Raw genomic sequence first — 16,039 nt, forward strand, 5'->3', positions numbered from 1 at the left:
AGTCGCGATCTTCGGCCGGCGGTGACGCCGTGCGCGGAGTCACGACGGGAGTCTTCTCCCATGCTGTCGACCGCTCTCGCGGACATCGACGCGGTGTTCGCCGGATGGGCCAGCCCGCACGAGACCGGCTGCGGCCGGTGCCACACCCCCGAGGAGACGGCCTGCCTGCGCACGCCTGACACGCCTGTGCCGCCGGAGGTCCTGAGCCGGTTCGTCTTCGAGGTGGCCGATCACTTCACCGACCACGCCGCGTCGATGCGCCGCCTGCTGCCCCAGGCCGCCCGCGCGATGGCCGAGGGCACCCTCGTCGGGGTCGGCTGGGGCGTACACGGCCTCGTCCTCCTCGACTGGCGGTCCTGGCCGGCCGAACAGGCCGCGGCCGTCGACGCCTTCCTGCGGGCCTGGTGGCAGGACGCGCTGGCCGTCCCCGAGCCGCTCTATCCGGTCGAGGACGTCTTCGAGACCTGCGCCACGATCGCCCGGAGTGTTGCTCCCTTCCTGGGTGCCTGGGCTCCCGGGCCGGCCGCCGACGCGCACCTCGTCCGCTGTGCCCGGATGTGGCTGGACGACCTGCTGTCCGACGCCTCGCCGTTCGACTGGTGGTACAGCGACGTCGAGGACCGGGCCGTCGCCGAGCTGCGTGCCTGGCTGACCGGGCCCGGTGCGGCCCGGCTGCGCGCCGCGGGCGCCGAGGACCTGGCGATCCGCGCCGCACTGGTCGCCTTGCCCTATGACGAGCGCTGGGCGCATCCGTACTGGGACACCGCCTCCGCCACCAACTGAGCATTGGACGCCGCCTGTCCGCCGTCCGGCAGGAACAGGGTGTCCTCCAGGCCGATGCGGGTCGCCAGGCCCAGGCGCGCCGCGAGGCCGAGGACCGGCCAGGCGCCGCCGTCCTGGCCGTGCAGGAGGACCGGGCGGCCGTGGCGGGCCAGTGACGCGAGGAGGGCGCGGGCGGTGTCGGGCGCCGTGTCCGGGTCGGGGTCCGTCACCTCCGCCAGGACGCGCAGCACCTGCCCGGCCAGAGGGGAGCGGGCGAAGCGTGCCGCGCCGTCCGTGCCCGACCAGATGCCGGCCTCGACCCCCACCCCGCGCTCCAGCAGGGCCGCGGCCACCTCCTCCGCGCCCGGCTCGTGCCAGTTGACCGAGGCGTGGTCGGGCAGGGTCGTCCAGCTGCGGACGCGGGCCACACGGGCCGACGCCTCCGGTTCCGTCCAGGCGCCCGTCGTGACGCCGACGGGGACCGTCACCCGGGCCCGTATCGCCTCCAGGACCGGGGTCACCACCCGGGGGGAGAGCGAGTCACGGCCGCACGGGGTCTTCGGGTGGACGTGGATGTCCGTGGCCCCGGCCGCCACCGCCTCGGCCGCGGCGGTGGCCAGCGCGTCCGGGGTGAGCGGGATCCGGGCGCCGTCGGTCGCGTCGCGTTCGCCGTTGAGACACACCTGCACCATGTCCCGATGGTGCCAGGCGCCACTGACAACGGCCCGCGGGCCGAAGGGGGGTGCGGCATCCCCGGCGCACCCCCGTCGCGCTAGGCCGACACCAGCTGCCTGGCCCGCCTGGACCGGGCCAGGGACTCGGGCGTGAGCACGGGGGCGGGCACCAGGATCCCGCAGTCCGCGCAGACCGGGCCCGAGGACGGCTCGTGGTCCAGGTCGTACCTCCAGGTCAGTCGGGTGCCGTCGCAGACCGGGCAGGCCGAGCCCGGCTCGCGCTCCAGCGCCGCGATCAGCCGGCGCAGCACCTCCGCCAGCGGTTCGTGCGGGTGCCGCCGCGGGTCGTCGCACCAGGCGACGCCGAAACCGCCCCAGGTCATTCGGTGCCAGTCGTCCACGCTGCCCGGCCGGCGCAGCCCGTCGTGCTTCTCCTTCTTGCGCCGCTCGGCGAACTCGACCTCATAGGCCAGCCACACCGACCGCGCCTCCTCCAGCTCGTCCAGCGCGGCCACGAGCCGCGCCGGGTCGGGAGACCTGTCCTCGGGGCCGAAGCCCCAGCGTGTGCACAAGTGGTCCCAGGTCGCCCTGTGGCCGTACGGGGCGAACCGTTCGAGGCACTTGCGCAGGGAGTAGCGCCGCAGTGCCAGATCGCACCGCGGGTCCCGCACCTGTCTCGCCAGACTCCGGAAACCGGCCATCGCCTTGCACCTCCGTCACACCTGCACCTGTACTTCGGTCACTTCGGCGTCGTCCCACGGATGTCGCCCTTCGTCCCCCGCGACATCCGTACGACGTCGCCGAATAGACGTATCGACACTCGATCCGGCTCCATCCGTTTTCCGATGACAGCCCATAAGGCCGCCCCGGTTGACCCCGCGCCCCGCTTCCCGGAACCCGTCGCGGCGCCGAGAAGTGACGCATGTTCATCTTCAAACGCGGGGATACCGCCGGTAACATCCGGCCAACCCCACGTCGGTAGGAGCCGCCCAATGTCATGGCGCACCCCACGAAGCACGCTTGACAGACTGAGAACTCCTGGCAGATTCCCCGGGTTCCTGAAGACCGCCGGCGTATGCGTCCTCATTGCCGGGCTTTTGACTCCGCTTTCCACGACGGCCGTCTCCGCCGCCGCGGAAACCGCCGCCAACGACCACTGCGGCGGCCAGTGTTCGGACATCCTGCCGCCCGGCGAGAACGGCAACGCCACCCTCGCCCAGATCCTGCTCAACCAGGCCTTCGGCACCCAGCCCGCGCACGCCGAGGACCAGCTCGGGCCCTACGCGAACCTCGCCACGGGCTACTCCGGGCTCACCACCGAGAAGATCAACTCGTTCTTCGACGACGCCTCGTTCGGCGTGCCCTCCGACCAGGTCGCCTCCACCGAGAAGCCCGCCGGGCGCGGCGACGTCACCATCGTCCGCGACAAGAAGACCGGTGTGCCGCACATCACGGGCACCACCCGGTACGGCACCGAGTTCGGCGCCGGGTACGCCGCAGCCCAGGACCGGCTGTGGCTGATGGACGTCTTCCGGCACGTCGGCCGCGGCCAGTTGACCTCCTTCGCCGGCGGCGCCCCCGCCAACCAGGGCCTGGAGCAGCAGTTCTGGCGCAACGCCCCCTACACCGAGGCCGACCTCCAGGCCCAGATCGACCGGGCCGTCGCCACGAACGGCGCCCGCGGCCAGCAGGCCCTCGCCGACGCCCGGGCCTACCTCGACGGCATCAACGCCTACATCGACGCCTCCGACAGCGGCCGCTACTTCCCCGGCGAGTACGTCCTCACCGGCCACAAGGACTCCATCACCAACGCCGGCACCATCGAACACTTCAAGATCACCGACCTGGTGGCGCTCGCCTCCGTGGTCGGCGCCCTCTTCGGCTCCGGCGGCGGGGGAGAGGTCAACAACGCCCTGTCGCTGCTGGCCGCGCAGAACAAGTACGGCGTGACCGAGGGAACACGCGTCTGGGAGTCCTTCCGCGAGCGCAACGACCCCGAGGCGGTCCTCACCGTCCACAACGGCGAGAGCTTCCCGTACGCCACCCGGCCCGCCGACCCGCAGGGCCGCGCCCTGCCCGACGCCGGGTCGGTCACCCAGGAGCCGCTGCTGTACGACCGTACCGGCAGTGCGACCGCCACCGCCGCGGACCGCGCCTCCGCCACCGCCGCGAAGGCCGCCGTCAGCTCCGCCCGGCGCGGCATGTCCAACGCCCTCGTCGTCAGCGGCGAGCACACCGCGAGCGGCCACCCCGTCGCCGTCTTCGGACCGCAGACGGGCTACTTCGCCCCGCAGTTGCTGATGCTCCAGGAGATCCAGGGCCCCGGCCTCAGCGCCCGCGGCGCCTCCTTCGCCGGGCTCAGCTTCTACGTCGAACTCGGCCGCGGCCAGGACTACGCCTGGAGCGCCACCACGTCCGGCCAGGACATCATCGACACCTACGCCGTCGAGCTGTGCCAGGACGACTACCACTACCTGTACCGCGGCACCTGCACGGCGATGGACAAGGTCGAGCAGAAGAACGCCTGGAAGCCGACCGTCGCCGACGGCACGGCCGCCGGGTCGTACACCATGCGGGTGTGGCGCACGAAGTACGGGCCGGTCGAGTACCGCGCGACCGTCGGTGGCAAGAAGGTCGCCTGCACCTCGCTGCGCTCCTCGTTCCTGCACGAGGCCGACTCGATCATCGGCTTCCAGATGCTGAACGACCCCGACTACGTCAAGGGACCGCAGGACTTCCAGCGGGCCGTGCAGCACATCAACTACACCTTCAACTGGTTCTACGCCGACGCCCGGCACACCGCGTACTACAACAGCGGCGACAACCCGGTGCGCGCCGACGGCGTCGACGCCGAGTTCCCCGTGTGGGCGCGGCCCGGATACGAGTGGCGGGGCTGGGACCCGGCGGCCAACACCGCCGACTACACACCCCCCGAGCAGCACCCCAACTCCGTCGACCAGGACTACTACATCTCCTGGAACAACAAGCAGGCCAAGGACTACACCGCCGCCCCCTGGGGCAACGGCTCGGTGCACCGCGGCAACCTGCTCGACGACCGGGTGAAGCGGCTCGTCGCCGCCGGCGACGTCACCCGTGTCTCCCTCGTCAAGGCGATGGCCGAGGCGGGCCTCGCCGACCTGCGCGCCGAGGACGTACTGCCCGACCTGCTGAAGGTCGTCACCAGTTCCCCGGTGACCGACACCACGGCCGCCGCCGCGGTCGGCAAGCTGCAGGCCTGGGTCGCGGCGGGCGCCCGGCGCACCGAAACGTCGGCGGGCTCGAAGACGTACGCGAACGCGGAGGCGATCCGGATCCTGGACGCCTGGTGGCCGCTGCTGGTGAAGGCCGAGTTCGAGCCCGGTCTCGGCAGCGACCTGTACACCGCGTTCACCGCCAACCTGCCCGTCGACGAGGCCCCGTCGGCCGGTCACGGCCCGACCGGTTCGCACGCCGGAAGCTCCTTCCAGTACGGCTGGTGGAGCTATGTCGACAAGGACATCCGGGCGGTGCTCGGCGAGCAGGTGCAGGGGCCGCTCGCGCAGAAGTACTGCGGCGGCGGCAGCCTCGGCGCCTGCCAGGACCTCCTGCTCGGCACCCTGAAGGAGGCCGCCGGCAAGACCGCAGCCCAGGTCTACCCGGGCGACGACCAGTGCGCCGCCGGTGACCAGTGGTGCGCCGACTCGATCGTCCAGCGCACCCTCGGCGGCATCAAGCACTACCGGATCAGCTGGCAGAACCGGCCGACCTACCAGCAGGTCGTGGAGTTCACCTCCCACCGCTGAGCAGCGCCGCGTACGGCCTTCGGTGGCGGCGGGTCAGGCGATCCGGCCCGCCGCCACCACCACCCGCGCCAGCTCCCGGTGCAGGATGTCGCTGTGCGCCCCGGACGGCGGCCCGCCGCGCCGCACCACGGCCGCCGCGTCCACGTTGACGCACCCCGAGGCGGGCAGCGGGCCGCGCAGGGCCTCCGCGAGCGTCATCGCGCGCGTGCCCGGCACCGCCTGCACACCGTCGTAGCCCATCGCTCCCCACCTGGCGCCCAGCAGTTGCCCGACGCCGAAGCCCTCGGCGGCCACGCCCCGCGCGTCGCCCGCCATCCGCGAGGCGAGCGGGTAGAAGGTGCCGAGCGCCGAGTCGTACCGGGAGTGGCAGCACACCAGCGGACCGTCGACGCGGTGCTGCTGGCCCTGGAGCAGGCCGCCCGCGCGTGCGTCGTGCGGCAGCCGGGAGGCGAACGCGTAGTGCGAGAAGGCGCCCTGCAGCAGCGTGACCGACTTGACCGTGCGCACACCCTCGGGCAGCCCGCGCAGCGCGAACGACACCAGCCGCGCGCCGAAGCTGTGCCCGACCAGATGCACCCGCACCCCGGGCACCGCGGCGGCCAGTTGCCCGACCACCCGGCCGAGCCCGCGCTCGCCGACCGTGCCCGCGCGCCGCTTCATCGCGTAGTACGTCGCCTGCCGCAGCAGCTCGTGCGCGCCCTCCCACGGGTTCGGCAGCGAGAACGCCGGACCGTCCGCGCGCCCCTCGACGTGCGCCAGCGCCGCCGCGAACTCCTCGCACACCGCCGCCACCGGCCGGCGGAACATCCCCGGCCCGTCCTGCGGCACGCCCTCGGCCAGCGTGTCCGCCGCGAACAGCGCCTGCGGGCCCGGCGGGACGACCTCCACCAGCAGCCGCACCAGCCGGCCGAACTCCTCCAGCCCCTCCGCCTCGCGCGGCTGCTGCTCCAGCAGCCGCGCGATCTGCTCGATGACCGGCGCGCGCCCGGGAAAGGTCTCCAGCAGCGCGTGCCGGGTGTCCTTGTCGAGCGCGGGGCGGCGCGTCGTCTCCGCCGCCACCGACCGCGGGAAGTCGGGGATCGGCTCGTCCGCGAACCTCATCGACGGCCACACCACCCCCGCGAACCCCAGCGGGGCGCCCGGCGCCAGCTCGGGGAAGGGCGCCAGGAAGCGGCTGAACAGTCCGGTCGCCGCCGAGCGGTCGGTGTTCCAGCCGTGCGCGAGGACCACCAGATCGCGCACCCCCCGGTCCGCGGCGCCCGCCAGCAGCCGGTCCCGGCCGCGGGCGTCCGGATCACCGTCCGCGTCGAAGGTCAGCTCCCAGTACGGAGACACACTCATCGCCGGTTCTGCCATGCCGGACCCCCTCGTCCCCGAAGCGGCGCGCCTGTGGCGCATCGTCCTGCGAACCGGGGGAATTGGCCATACGTCACGCTCACCGGTACAGCAGGTACTTCTCCCGCACGCGCCGGAACGCCGCCAGCTCCTCCTGCCAGCCCGCCACCACCTCGTCGGGGCCCGCGCCCGCGTCGATCGCCGTGCGCACCCACGTGGACCCGGTCAGCTTGTCGATCCAGTTGTCCGGCCGCCAGGCGAAGCCGCCCCACACCCGCTTCGCGGTCACCAGCAGCGCGATCCCGGTGCGCACGGGGTCGTAGGCGTCCCGGTCGTGCACATGGATCTGCACACCGCCCACCGTCCTGCCCTGGAACTTGGAGAAGGTCGGCGCGAAGTACGCCTCCCTGAAGTGCGCGCCCGGCAGCCCGAGTTCGTTCGCGGCCGCCGCCCAGCGTCCGTCCACGCCCTCCGCGCCCAGCAGCTCGAACGAGCGGGTCGTACCGCGCCCCTCGGACAGGTTCGTGCCCTCGAAGAGGCAGGTGCCGGAGTACACCAGGGCCGTGTCCGGGGTGGGCATGTTCGGGCTCGGCGGCACCCACGGCAGCCCCGAGGCGTCGTACCAGGCGCGCCGCTTCCACCCGGTCGCCGTCACGACGTCCAGCTCGGCCGGCGCGGTCAGGAACTCCTCGTTGAACAGCCGGGCCAGCTCGGCGACCGTCATCCCGTGCGCCTGCGAGATCGGCTGCCGGCCGACGAACGTGGCGAACTCCCGGTGCAGCACCGGCCCCTCGGCGGACCGGCCGGTCACCGGGTTCGGCCGGTCCAGCACCACGAACCGCTTTCCGGCCAGCTGCGCGGCCTCCAGGCAGTCGTACAGCGTCCAGATGTAGGTGTAGAAGCGGGCGCCCACGTCCTGGATGTCGAAGACGACGGTGTCCACGCCGGACGCGGTGAAGACGTCGGCGAGGGCACGGCCGCTCTTGAGGTACGTGTCGTACACGGGCAGGCCGGTCGCCGGGTCGTCGTAGCGGCCCTCGGAACCGCCGGCCTGGGCCGTGCCGCGGAAGCCGTGCTCCGGGCCGAAGACGGCCGTCACCTGCACACCGGGGTCGGCGTGCATCACGTCGACGATGTGGCGGGCGTCGCGGGTGATCCCCGTGGGGTTGGTGACGACGCCGACGCGGTCGCCTTCCAGCAGCCGGTAGCCGTCGGCCCGCAGGCGCTCGAAACCGGTCCGCAGGCGGGCGTGGGGCTGTGCCTCCGCCGGTGCGGGAACGGCCGCGATCGTCGCCGACGCGAGAAGGGTCCGTCTGGACAGGCGCATGGATGACCTCCGGGGTGGGGAAGGTGCAGGCCGTCGGTGGCTGGACGCGTACGCCCATAGGTTCGGCCGGATACCCCTTCCTTCACACATACCGACCGGTTAGTCTGGCGCCGCAAAGGCCGGGAGCCGGGCCGAGGCGTGTCGAAGGAGACCGATCGTGGAAGCCGTGCAGGGTGCTGGAGTCGTCGTCACCGGAGCGGGGGGCGGGATCGGGGCCGCGCTGGCCCGCCGGTTCGCCGCCGAGGGGGCCCGGGTCGTGGTCAACGACCTGGACGCCGACAAGGCGAAGGCCGTCGCCGAGGAGATCGGCGGGATCGCCGTACCCGGCGACGCCTCCGCGATCGTCCCCGAGGCCCGCGACGCCCTCGGCGGCACCGTCGACGTGTACTGCGCCAACGCCGGTGTCGGCTCGGGCGGCTCGGAGGCCGCCGGGGAGAGCGTCTGGGCGCTCGCCTGGGACGTCAACGTCATGGCGCACGTCCGCGCGGCCGAGGCCCTCGTCCCGGAGTGGCTGGAGCGCGGCAGCGGCCGGTTCGTGTCCACCGTCTCCGCGGCCGGGCTGCTCACCATGATCGGCGCCGCCCCCTACAGCGTCACCAAGCACGGCGCCTACGCCTTCGCCGAGTGGCTGTCGCTGACCTACCGGCACCGCGGGATCAAGGTGCACGCCATCTGCCCGCAGGGCGTGCGCACCGACATGCTCGACTCCACCGGCAGCGCGGGCGACCTGGTGCTCAAGCCCACGGCGATCGAACCGCAGGACGTCGCCGAGGCGCTGTTCCAGGGCATCGAGGAGGACCGCTTCCTGATCCTGCCGCACCCCGAGGTCGCCGGGTTCTACCAGGCCCGCGCCGGCGACCCCGACCGCTGGCTGACCCACATGAACCACCTCCAGCAGAAGTGGGAGGCCGCCCAGTGACCGAGTCCCGGTACGCCGCCCGGCCCTGGACCGCGTTGCTCACCGAGGCCCAGCGGGCCCCCGTCGACCCCGCCGACTCCCTGGTGCACGCCCTGCGCCGGGCCGTCGCCGAGGCCCCGGAGCGCCCCTTCCTCGCCTACTTCGACGGCGCGCTGACCTACCGCGAGACCGACGAGCTGAGCGACTCCGTCGCGGGGTACCTCGCCGGGCGCGGCGTCGGACGCGGCGACCGGGTCGCCGTACTCCTGCAGAACTCCCCGCACTTCGTCCTCGCCGTGCTCGGCGCCTGGAAGGCGGGCGCGGTCGTCGTCCCCGTCAAACCCATGTACAAGTCGGGCGAGGTCGCCCATGTGCTGAAGGACGGCGAGGTCGCTGCGCTGATCTGCTCCGACCGGGCCTGGGAGTCGTATCTGCGCGAGACGGCCGAGGGCTCGCCGGTGCGGGTCGTGCTGACCGCCTGCGAGCGGGACTTCCAGAGCGCGGACGACCCGCGCGTGCTGTCCTTCGAACGGCTGCCGCAGCCGGCCGACGCCGACGACCTGACCGCCGTCGCCCGCGCCGGGCACCAGGCCCCGCAGGACCGCGACCCGGCCCCCGCCGACATCGCCCTGATCAGCTACACCTCGGGCACGAGCGGCACCCCGAAGGGCGCCACCAACACGCACGGCAACATCATGTACAACGCCGAGCGGCAGCGCACCGGGCTCGGCCTGCCCGAGGCACCCGTCTACTTCGCGCTGGCGCCGCTGTTCCACATCACCGGCATGGTCTGCCAGTTCGGCGCCTGCCTGGACAGCGCGGGCACGCTCGTGCTGGCGTACCGCTTCGAGGCGGGCGTCGTGCTCGACGCGTTCGCCGCGCACCGCCCGCACTACACCGTCGGCCCGTCCACCGCGTTCATGGCGCTGGCCGCGCACCCCTCGTGCACCCGGGACCACTTCGCGTCCTTCACTGTCATCTCCTCCGGCGGCGCCCCGCTGCCGCCCGCGCTGGTGGAGAAGTTCCGGGCGGGCTTCGGACCGTACATCCGCAACGGCTACGGCCTCACCGAGTGCACCGCCCCCTGCGCCTCCGTGCCGCCGCACCTTCAGGCCCCGGTCGACCCGGCCTCCGGGACGCTGGCCGTCGGCGTGCCCGGGCCGGACACCATCGTGCGGATCGTCGACGAGGAGGGCCGTGAGGTGCCCTTCGGCGAGCAGGGCGAGATCGTGGTGCGCGGACCGCAGGTCGTCCCCGGCTACTGGCGACGCCCCGACGCCACCGCCGAGACCTTCCCCGGCGGCGAGCTGCGCACCGGCGACATCGGCTTCATGGACGAGCAGGGCTGGCTGTACGTCGTCGACCGCAAGAAGGACATGATCAACGCGTCCGGCTTCAAGGTGTGGCCGCGCGAGGTCGAGGACGTGCTCTACACCCACCCGGCGGTGCGCGAGGCGGCCGTCGTCGGGGTCCCCGACGGCTACCGCGGCGAGACCGTGAAGGCCTACATCAGCCTGCGTCCGGGCGCCGAGGCGGACCCCGGCGACTTCGCGGCGTACTGCAAGGAGAGACTGGCCGCCTACAAATATCCGCGGCAGGTGGAGATCCTGCCCGACTTGCCCAAGACGGCAAGTGGGAAGATCCTCCGTCGGGAACTGCGTTCCCGCGTGCGAGACAACTAGCAGCAGCTCGGAAAGGCAGGTGGCGGCAGTGCCCAGGACGACGGACACAGACGGCACACCCGTGCCGCAGCGGCTCCTGGCCGCCGCCACCCGGCTCTTCGCGGAGCAGGGCTACGACCGCACCTCGGTGCAGGAGATCGTCGAGGCGGCCGGCGTCACCAAGGGGGCGCTGTACCACTACTTCGGCTCCAAGGACGACCTCCTGCACGAGGTGTACGCGCGCGTGCTGCGCGTCCAGCAGGAGCGGCTCGACCACTTCGCCCGCCTCGACGCGCCCGTGGAGGAGCGGCTGCGCGGCGCCGCGGCGGACGTGGTGGTCACCACCATCGAGAACCTCGACGACGCGTCGATCTTCTTCCGGTCCATGCACCACCTCAGCCCCGAGAAGAACAAGCAGGTGCGCGCCGAGCGCCGCCGCTACCACGAGCGCTTCCGGGCGCTGATCGAGGAGGGCCAGCAGGCGGGCGTGTTCTCCAAGGCCACTCCCGCGGACCTCGTCGTCGACTACCACTTCGGCTCGGTCCACCACCTGTCCACCTGGTACCGCCCCGACGGCCCGCTCAGCCCGCAGGAGGTCGCCGACCACCTGGCCGACCTGCTGCTGCGGGCGCTGCGGCCGTGAGGTGACGGGCGAGGGCCGCGGCCGCCGGGTTCCGGGGCGGCGACCCCCGCCCCGCCAGCACGACCGTGCGGCCCGGCTCCGGCTGCCGTATCCGCACGCACGGCAGCCCGGCCCGCTCGCCGATGGCCCGGGGCACGAAGGCCACCCCGATCCCGGCCCGCACGAGGTCCACGAGCAGCCCGATCTGGGTGACGTCACAGGTGATACGGCGCTCCAGGCCGCAGTGGGCCGCGAGGCGCCGGACGGCCGTCTCCAGGCCCGTCCCGGCGCGGAAGTCGACGAACGGCTCGTCGGCGAGGTCCTTGATGAGCGTGCGGCCCGCCTGCTCCAGGGGGTGCCCCGGCGCGGTGATCAGCACCAGTTCCTCCTGCCAGGAGGCGTGGGCGTGCAGTCCCTCGGGCAGCTCCCGCCCGTCCGGCGCGAGGAAGGCCAGGTCCAGCTCACCGGCCCGCAGCGCGTCGGTCAGCTCCCCGACGGTCGCGTCCCGCACCGAGACCTGCACGCCCGGGAACTCCTGGTGGAAGCGGGCCAATTCGGTGGGCAGGTCGACGCAGGTCAGCGTCTGGATCGTGCCGATGGACACCCGGCCCGCGGCCAGCCCCGTCACGGCGGCCACCGCGTGCCGGGCGGCCTCGGCGTCGGCGAGCAGGGCACGGGCCTGGGGCACCAGCGCCCGGCCGGCCTCCGTGAGCACCACCCGGCGGCCCGTCCGCTCGAACAGATCGGCGCCCAGCTCCCGTTCGAGGTTGCGCACGGAGGTGCTGAGCGCCGACTGCACGATCAGCTCGGCGCGGGCGGCGGCGGTGAAGCTGCCCTCGGTCACGACCGCCATGAAGTGGCGGAGCTGACGGATCTCCATGCATCCATCGTAGTGATCCATCTATCGCAGAGATGGGAGACAGCGAAACCATCTGTTGGACCGGTGGAGGGCCCGCGGGCCACGCTGGACGCATGACACGCAGACCCTCTCTCCTCGACCGGTTCCTGTCCTTCCTCCGGGCCCTGGCCCGCGAGGACCACCCCTACTCGGGCGGCTACTGACGGCCCCTACGGGACGTACTTCTTCAGCTCCCGCCGGGCCAGCGACCGCTGGTGCACCTCGTCCGGGCCGTCCGCGATCATCAGGGTGCGGGCACCCGCGTACAGCTCGGCCAGCGGGAAGTCCTGGCTGACCCCGCCCGCGCCGTGCAGCTGGATCGCCCGGTCGAGGATGTCGACCACCGCGCGCGGGGTGGCGATCTTGATGGCCTGGATCTCGGTGTGGGCGCCCCGGTTGCCCACGGTGTCCATCAGCCAGGCCGTCTTCAGCACCAGCAGCCGCAGCTGCTCGACGGTCACCCGGGCGTCCGCGATCCAGTTGTGCACGACACCCTGCTGGGCCAGCGCCTTGCCGAACGCCTCCCGGTCCACGGCCCGGCGGCACATCAGCTCGATCGCCCGCTCGGCCATGCCGATCAGCCGCATGCAGTGGTGGATCCGGCCGGGCCCGAGCCGGGCCTGGGCGATGGCGAAGCCGCCGCCCTCCTCGCCGATCAGGTTCGTCACCGGCACGCGCGCGTGGTCGAAGACGATTTCGGCGTGGCCGCCGTGGTAGTGGTCCTCGTAGCCGAAGACCTGCATCGCCCGCTTGATCGTCACGCCGGGGGTGTCCCGCGGGACGAGCACCATGGACTGCTGGCGGCGGATGTCGGGCCCGTCCGGGTCCGTCTTGCCCATCACGATGAAGATCTTGCAGTCCGGGTGCATCGCACCGGAGATGTACCACTTGCGGCCGGTGATGACGTACTCGTCGCCGTCCCGCTCGATGTGCGTGGTGATGTTGGTGGCGTCCGAGGAGGCCACGTCCGGCTCGGTCATCGCGAACGCCGAGCGGATCTCCCCGGCCAGCAGCGGCTCCAGCCACTGCTTCTTCTGCTGCTCGTCGCCGAACTGGGCCAGCACCTCCATGTTGCCGGTGTCCGGCGCCGCGCAGTTCGTCACGGTCGGCGCCAGCTGCGGCGAGCGGCCCATGATCTCGGCGAGCGGCGCGTACTGGAGGTTCGTCAGGCCGGCGCCGTACTCGGCGTCGGGCAGGAAGAGGTTCCACAGGCCCTGTCGGCGGGCCTCGGCCTTCAGCTCCTCCAGCACCGGCGGGTTCTCCCACGGCGAGGACAGCCCCGCGCGCTGCTCGTGCGCGACGGCCTCGGCAGGGTAGACGTGCTCGTCCATGAAGGCGAGCAGCCTGGCGCGGAGTTCCTCCGTGCGTGCGTCGAACGCGAAGTCCATGCCTACTCACCTTCCTGGAGGGTCGTCAGACCGTGCCGGATGAAGACGGGGACCAGGTCGCCGATGCGGTCGAAGCCGCGTCCGACCGTCTGGCCCAGCGTGTAGCGGTAGTGGATGCCCTCCAGGATCACGGCGAGCTTGAACCAGGCGAACGCCGTGTACCAGGAGACGGCCGACACGTCCCGGCCGGAGCGCTCGGCGTACCGGGCGATCAGCTCGGCCGGGGCCGGGTGGCCGGGGGCCTCGGCGGTCGTGGAGACCGGCGAGTCGGGCATGCCGAGCGGCATGCTGTACATCACCAGCAGGCCGAGGTCGGTTAGCGGGTCGCCCAGCGTCGACATCTCCCAGTCGAGGATCGCCCGGATGCGGTCGTCGGGACCGATCAGGACGTTGTCGAGCCGGTAGTCGCCGTGCACCACCGCCGGGGCGGGCGAGGCGGGCAGCGCGCGGCCGAGCGCGGCGTGCAGCTCGTCGATGCCGGCCAGCTCGCGGTTGCGCGAGGCGTCCAGCTGCTTGCCCCAGCGCCGCAGCTGCCGGTCCAGGAACCCCTCCGGGCGGCCGAAGTCGGCCAGGCCCACCTCGCCGGGGTCGACGGCGTGCAGCTCCACGAGCGTGTCCACGAGCGACAGCACCGCCTGGCGGGTGCGCTCGGGACCGAGCGGGGCGAGCTGGTCGGCGGTGCGGTACGGGGTGCCCTCGACGAAGTCCATGACGTAGAACGGCGCCCCCAGCACCTCCTCGTCCTCGCACAGCAGCACCGGGGTCGGCACCGGCACGCTCGTCGGGTGCAGCGCGCTGATCACCCGGTGCTCGCGCCTCATGTCGTGCGCGGTGGCCAGCACATGGCCGAGCGGGGGCCGGCGGACGACCCACTTCGAGGTGCCGTCGGTGACCGCGTAGGTGAGGTTCGACCGTCCGCCCTCGATCAGCCGGCCGGTCAGGGCGCCCTGCACCAGGCCGGGCCGCTCACGGTCGAGCAGGCCGCGCAGCCGGTCGAGATCGAGTCCGGGCGGGTGGTCGGGGCTCATACAGCGCTCCTGTGAAAGGGGACGGACGGTCGACTCGACTCATCATGCCGACCAGTCGGTATGTCGTCCAGTGCGGAGCGCAAAGGTGATCGGGGCCACGATAGGCCGACGGCTCCCCGAGGAGTAGAGCGGGGAGCCGTCGTGACCGGATTTCGGGTTCGCGCCGGTCGGTCGTCGGGGGGCGGCGGCCTAGTGGTCGTCCCAGTGGCCGTCGTGGACGGCGTGCCGGTGACCGTCGTGCAGGTAGTCGACGTGGTCGCCGTGCAGCACGCTCTCGTGCCCGCAGTCGGGGCCGTGCCGGTGCTCGTGGCCGTCGTGCCGCAGGTGCTCGTCGCGCTCGCACTCGTCCCAGTGGCCGGCGTGCTCACGGTGCAGGTGGCCGTCGTGCGCGTAGTCGACGTGGCCGTCGTGCGGGACCTCGGTGTGCCCGCAGTCCGGTCCGTGGGTGTGCGTGTGCGAGGCGTGCTGGTGGTGCTCGGTCGTCATGGTGCTCACCTTCGGTGCCGCCGGGGGATGCCGACGGACAGGCTGCCACGCGAACGGCGCATATCCGGGCATCCGGCTTGCGTGGCGTGTGAGTACCCCCGAGGGTCGGAGCCATGAAGGCGATCAGCTACAGCCGGTACGGCGGTCCCGACGTCCTGGAGTACGGCGAGCTGCCCGAACCCAAGGTCGGACCCGATAGCGTCCTGGTCGAGGTGCGGGCGGCGGCCGTCAACCCCGTCGACTGGAAGTGCCGCGAGGGCTATCTGGACGGCATGTTCGAAGCGGTCTTCCCGGTCGTCCCCGGCTGGGACGTCTCGGGCGTCGTCGTGCGGCCGGGCGTCGCCGTCACCGAGTTCGCGGCCGGCGACGAGGTGATCGGGTACGTCCGCGAGGACTTCCTCTCCCGTGGCACCTTCGCCGAGTACGTCGCCGCCCCCGTGCGCACCCTCGCCCGCAAGCCGCGCACCCTCACCTGGGAGGAGGCGGCCGGACTGCCGCTGGCCGGGCTGACCGCCTACCAGGTGCTCACCAAGGCGCTGCGGGTCAAGCGGGGCGAGACCGTCCTGGTGCACGCGGCCGCCGGCGGCGTCGGCTCCCTGGCCGTGCAGATCGCCAGGCACCTCGGCGCCCGCGTCATCGGCACGGCGAGCGAGTCCAACCACGACTTCGTACGGCAGCTGGGCGGGGAGCCGGTCGCGTACGGCGCGGGGCTGGTCGAACGGGTGCGCGGACTGGCGCCGGAGGGCGTCGACGCGGCCTTCGACACGGTCGGCGGGGACGCGCTCCAGGCCTCGGTGACCCTGTTGTCCCCCGAGGGGCGCCTGTCCTCGATCGCCGACCCGGACGTCCTCACCTACGGCGGCCTGTATTCATGGGTCCGCCCCGACGCGGAGGACCTGCAGCAGCTGTCGGAGCTGGCGGACCAGGGCGTGGTGCGCGTGCACGTCTCGGACACGTTCCCGCTGGACCGCGCGGCGGACGCGCACCGCCTGAACCAGACGGGCCGGACGCGGGGCAAGATCGTGGTGACGGTGCCACGGGACTCGCTGTAGCGGACGGCAGGACGGCCCGCGCGCGGTTCCCGTCCAGTGACGCGGCAGGCACGGCCTGCGCGCGGCCTCGTCCGGTAATACGACAGGCGCGGCCTGCGCGCGGCCTCATCCGGTAATACGGCAGGC

At 72.7% G+C, this 16,039-nt stretch carries 14 protein-coding genes; 6 read left to right on the forward strand and 8 right to left on the reverse strand.

Going from position 1 to position 16,039, the window contains the following annotated elements; genetic code table 11:
- Positions 1-60 precede the first annotated feature (60 nt).
- Complete coding sequence (locus IE308_RS29735; RefSeq protein ID WP_190220298.1) at positions 61-783, forward strand: hypothetical protein; 723 nt, start codon at positions 61-63, stop codon at positions 781-783.
- Here IE308_RS29735 and IE308_RS29740 read toward each other — a convergent pair.
- Both IE308_RS29740 and IE308_RS29745 read right to left on the reverse strand, forming a co-directional pair.
- The gene (locus tag IE308_RS29740; protein ID WP_190220299.1) at positions 729-1,454 is read right to left on the reverse strand and encodes a 3-keto-5-aminohexanoate cleavage protein; all 726 of its coding nucleotides are present in this window, start codon (positions 1,452-1,454) and stop codon (positions 729-731) included. The genes IE308_RS29735 and IE308_RS29740 overlap by 55 nt on opposite strands.
- A gap of 80 nt (positions 1,455-1,534) precedes the next feature.
- Positions 1,535-2,137 carry a hypothetical protein gene (locus IE308_RS29745; protein ID WP_110627107.1) on the reverse strand — a complete coding sequence of 201 codons (603 nt, stop codon included), beginning with the start codon at positions 2,135-2,137 and terminating at the stop codon, positions 1,535-1,537.
- 291 nt (positions 2,138-2,428) lie between these two features.
- Here IE308_RS29745 and IE308_RS29750 point away from each other — a divergent pair, with 291 nt between their 5' ends.
- Positions 2,429-5,218 (forward strand): penicillin acylase family protein, encoded by a 2,790-nt coding sequence (locus tag IE308_RS29750; RefSeq protein WP_190220300.1) that lies wholly within the window; start codon positions 2,429-2,431, stop codon positions 5,216-5,218.
- 33 nt (positions 5,219-5,251) lie between these two features.
- Here IE308_RS29750 and IE308_RS29755 read toward each other — a convergent pair whose 3' ends face one another.
- Positions 5,252-6,574, reverse strand: a complete 1,323-nt coding sequence (locus tag IE308_RS29755; RefSeq protein ID WP_190220301.1) for a serine-threonine protein kinase — start codon at positions 6,572-6,574, stop codon at positions 5,252-5,254.
- Between the two features lie 79 nt (positions 6,575-6,653).
- On the reverse strand, positions 6,654-7,880 hold the full coding sequence (locus tag IE308_RS29760) for an exo-beta-N-acetylmuramidase NamZ family protein (RefSeq protein ID WP_190220302.1): 1,227 nt from the start codon (positions 7,878-7,880) through the stop codon (positions 6,654-6,656).
- A 154-nt stretch (positions 7,881-8,034) separates the two neighbouring features.
- Here IE308_RS29760 and IE308_RS29765 point away from each other — a divergent pair, with 154 nt between their 5' ends.
- From IE308_RS29765 to IE308_RS29775, 3 genes are read left to right on the forward strand one after another with little or no spacing between them, the layout of a single operon-like run.
- A complete protein-coding gene (locus IE308_RS29765) occupies positions 8,035-8,799 on the forward strand; it encodes an SDR family oxidoreductase (RefSeq protein WP_190220494.1) in 765 nt (254 codons plus the stop codon).
- Entirely contained in the window at positions 8,796-10,460 is a 1,665-nt protein-coding gene (locus tag IE308_RS29770; protein ID WP_190220303.1) for a class I adenylate-forming enzyme family protein, read from the forward strand. Before IE308_RS29765 ends, IE308_RS29770 begins: the two co-directional genes overlap by 4 nt.
- Before the next feature lie 28 nt (positions 10,461-10,488).
- Positions 10,489-11,082, forward strand: a complete 594-nt coding sequence (locus tag IE308_RS29775; RefSeq protein ID WP_110627101.1) for a TetR/AcrR family transcriptional regulator — start codon at positions 10,489-10,491, stop codon at positions 11,080-11,082.
- Here the strand turns inward: IE308_RS29775 and IE308_RS29780 are convergent.
- The 4 genes from IE308_RS29780 to IE308_RS29795 form a co-directional block, all read right to left on the reverse strand.
- Positions 11,021-11,941 (reverse strand): LysR family transcriptional regulator, encoded by a 921-nt coding sequence (locus IE308_RS29780; protein ID WP_110627100.1) that lies wholly within the window; start codon positions 11,939-11,941, stop codon positions 11,021-11,023. The two genes, IE308_RS29775 and IE308_RS29780, sit on opposite strands and share 62 nt — an antisense overlap.
- 188 nt (positions 11,942-12,129) lie before the next feature.
- Positions 12,130-13,347 carry an acyl-CoA dehydrogenase gene (locus IE308_RS29785; RefSeq protein ID WP_190220304.1) on the reverse strand — a complete coding sequence of 406 codons (1,218 nt, stop codon included), beginning with the start codon at positions 13,345-13,347 and terminating at the stop codon, positions 12,130-12,132.
- A 2-nt stretch (positions 13,348-13,349) separates the two neighbouring features.
- Complete coding sequence (locus IE308_RS29790) at positions 13,350-14,375, reverse strand: phosphotransferase family protein (protein ID WP_110627098.1); 1,026 nt, start codon at positions 14,373-14,375, stop codon at positions 13,350-13,352.
- Between the two features lie 189 nt (positions 14,376-14,564).
- Entirely contained in the window at positions 14,565-14,861 is a 297-nt protein-coding gene (locus tag IE308_RS29795) for a hypothetical protein (protein WP_110627097.1), read from the reverse strand.
- 113 nt (positions 14,862-14,974) lie between these two features.
- Here IE308_RS29795 and IE308_RS29800 point away from each other — a divergent pair, with 113 nt between their 5' ends.
- Positions 14,975-15,913 (forward strand): NADP-dependent oxidoreductase, encoded by a 939-nt coding sequence (locus tag IE308_RS29800; protein WP_190220305.1) that lies wholly within the window; start codon positions 14,975-14,977, stop codon positions 15,911-15,913.
- Positions 15,914-16,039: the final 126 nt, after the last annotated feature.

The organism is Streptomyces griseosporeus (assembly GCF_014656055.1).
GTDB lineage: Bacteria > Actinomycetota > Actinomycetes > Streptomycetales > Streptomycetaceae > Streptomyces > Streptomyces griseosporeus.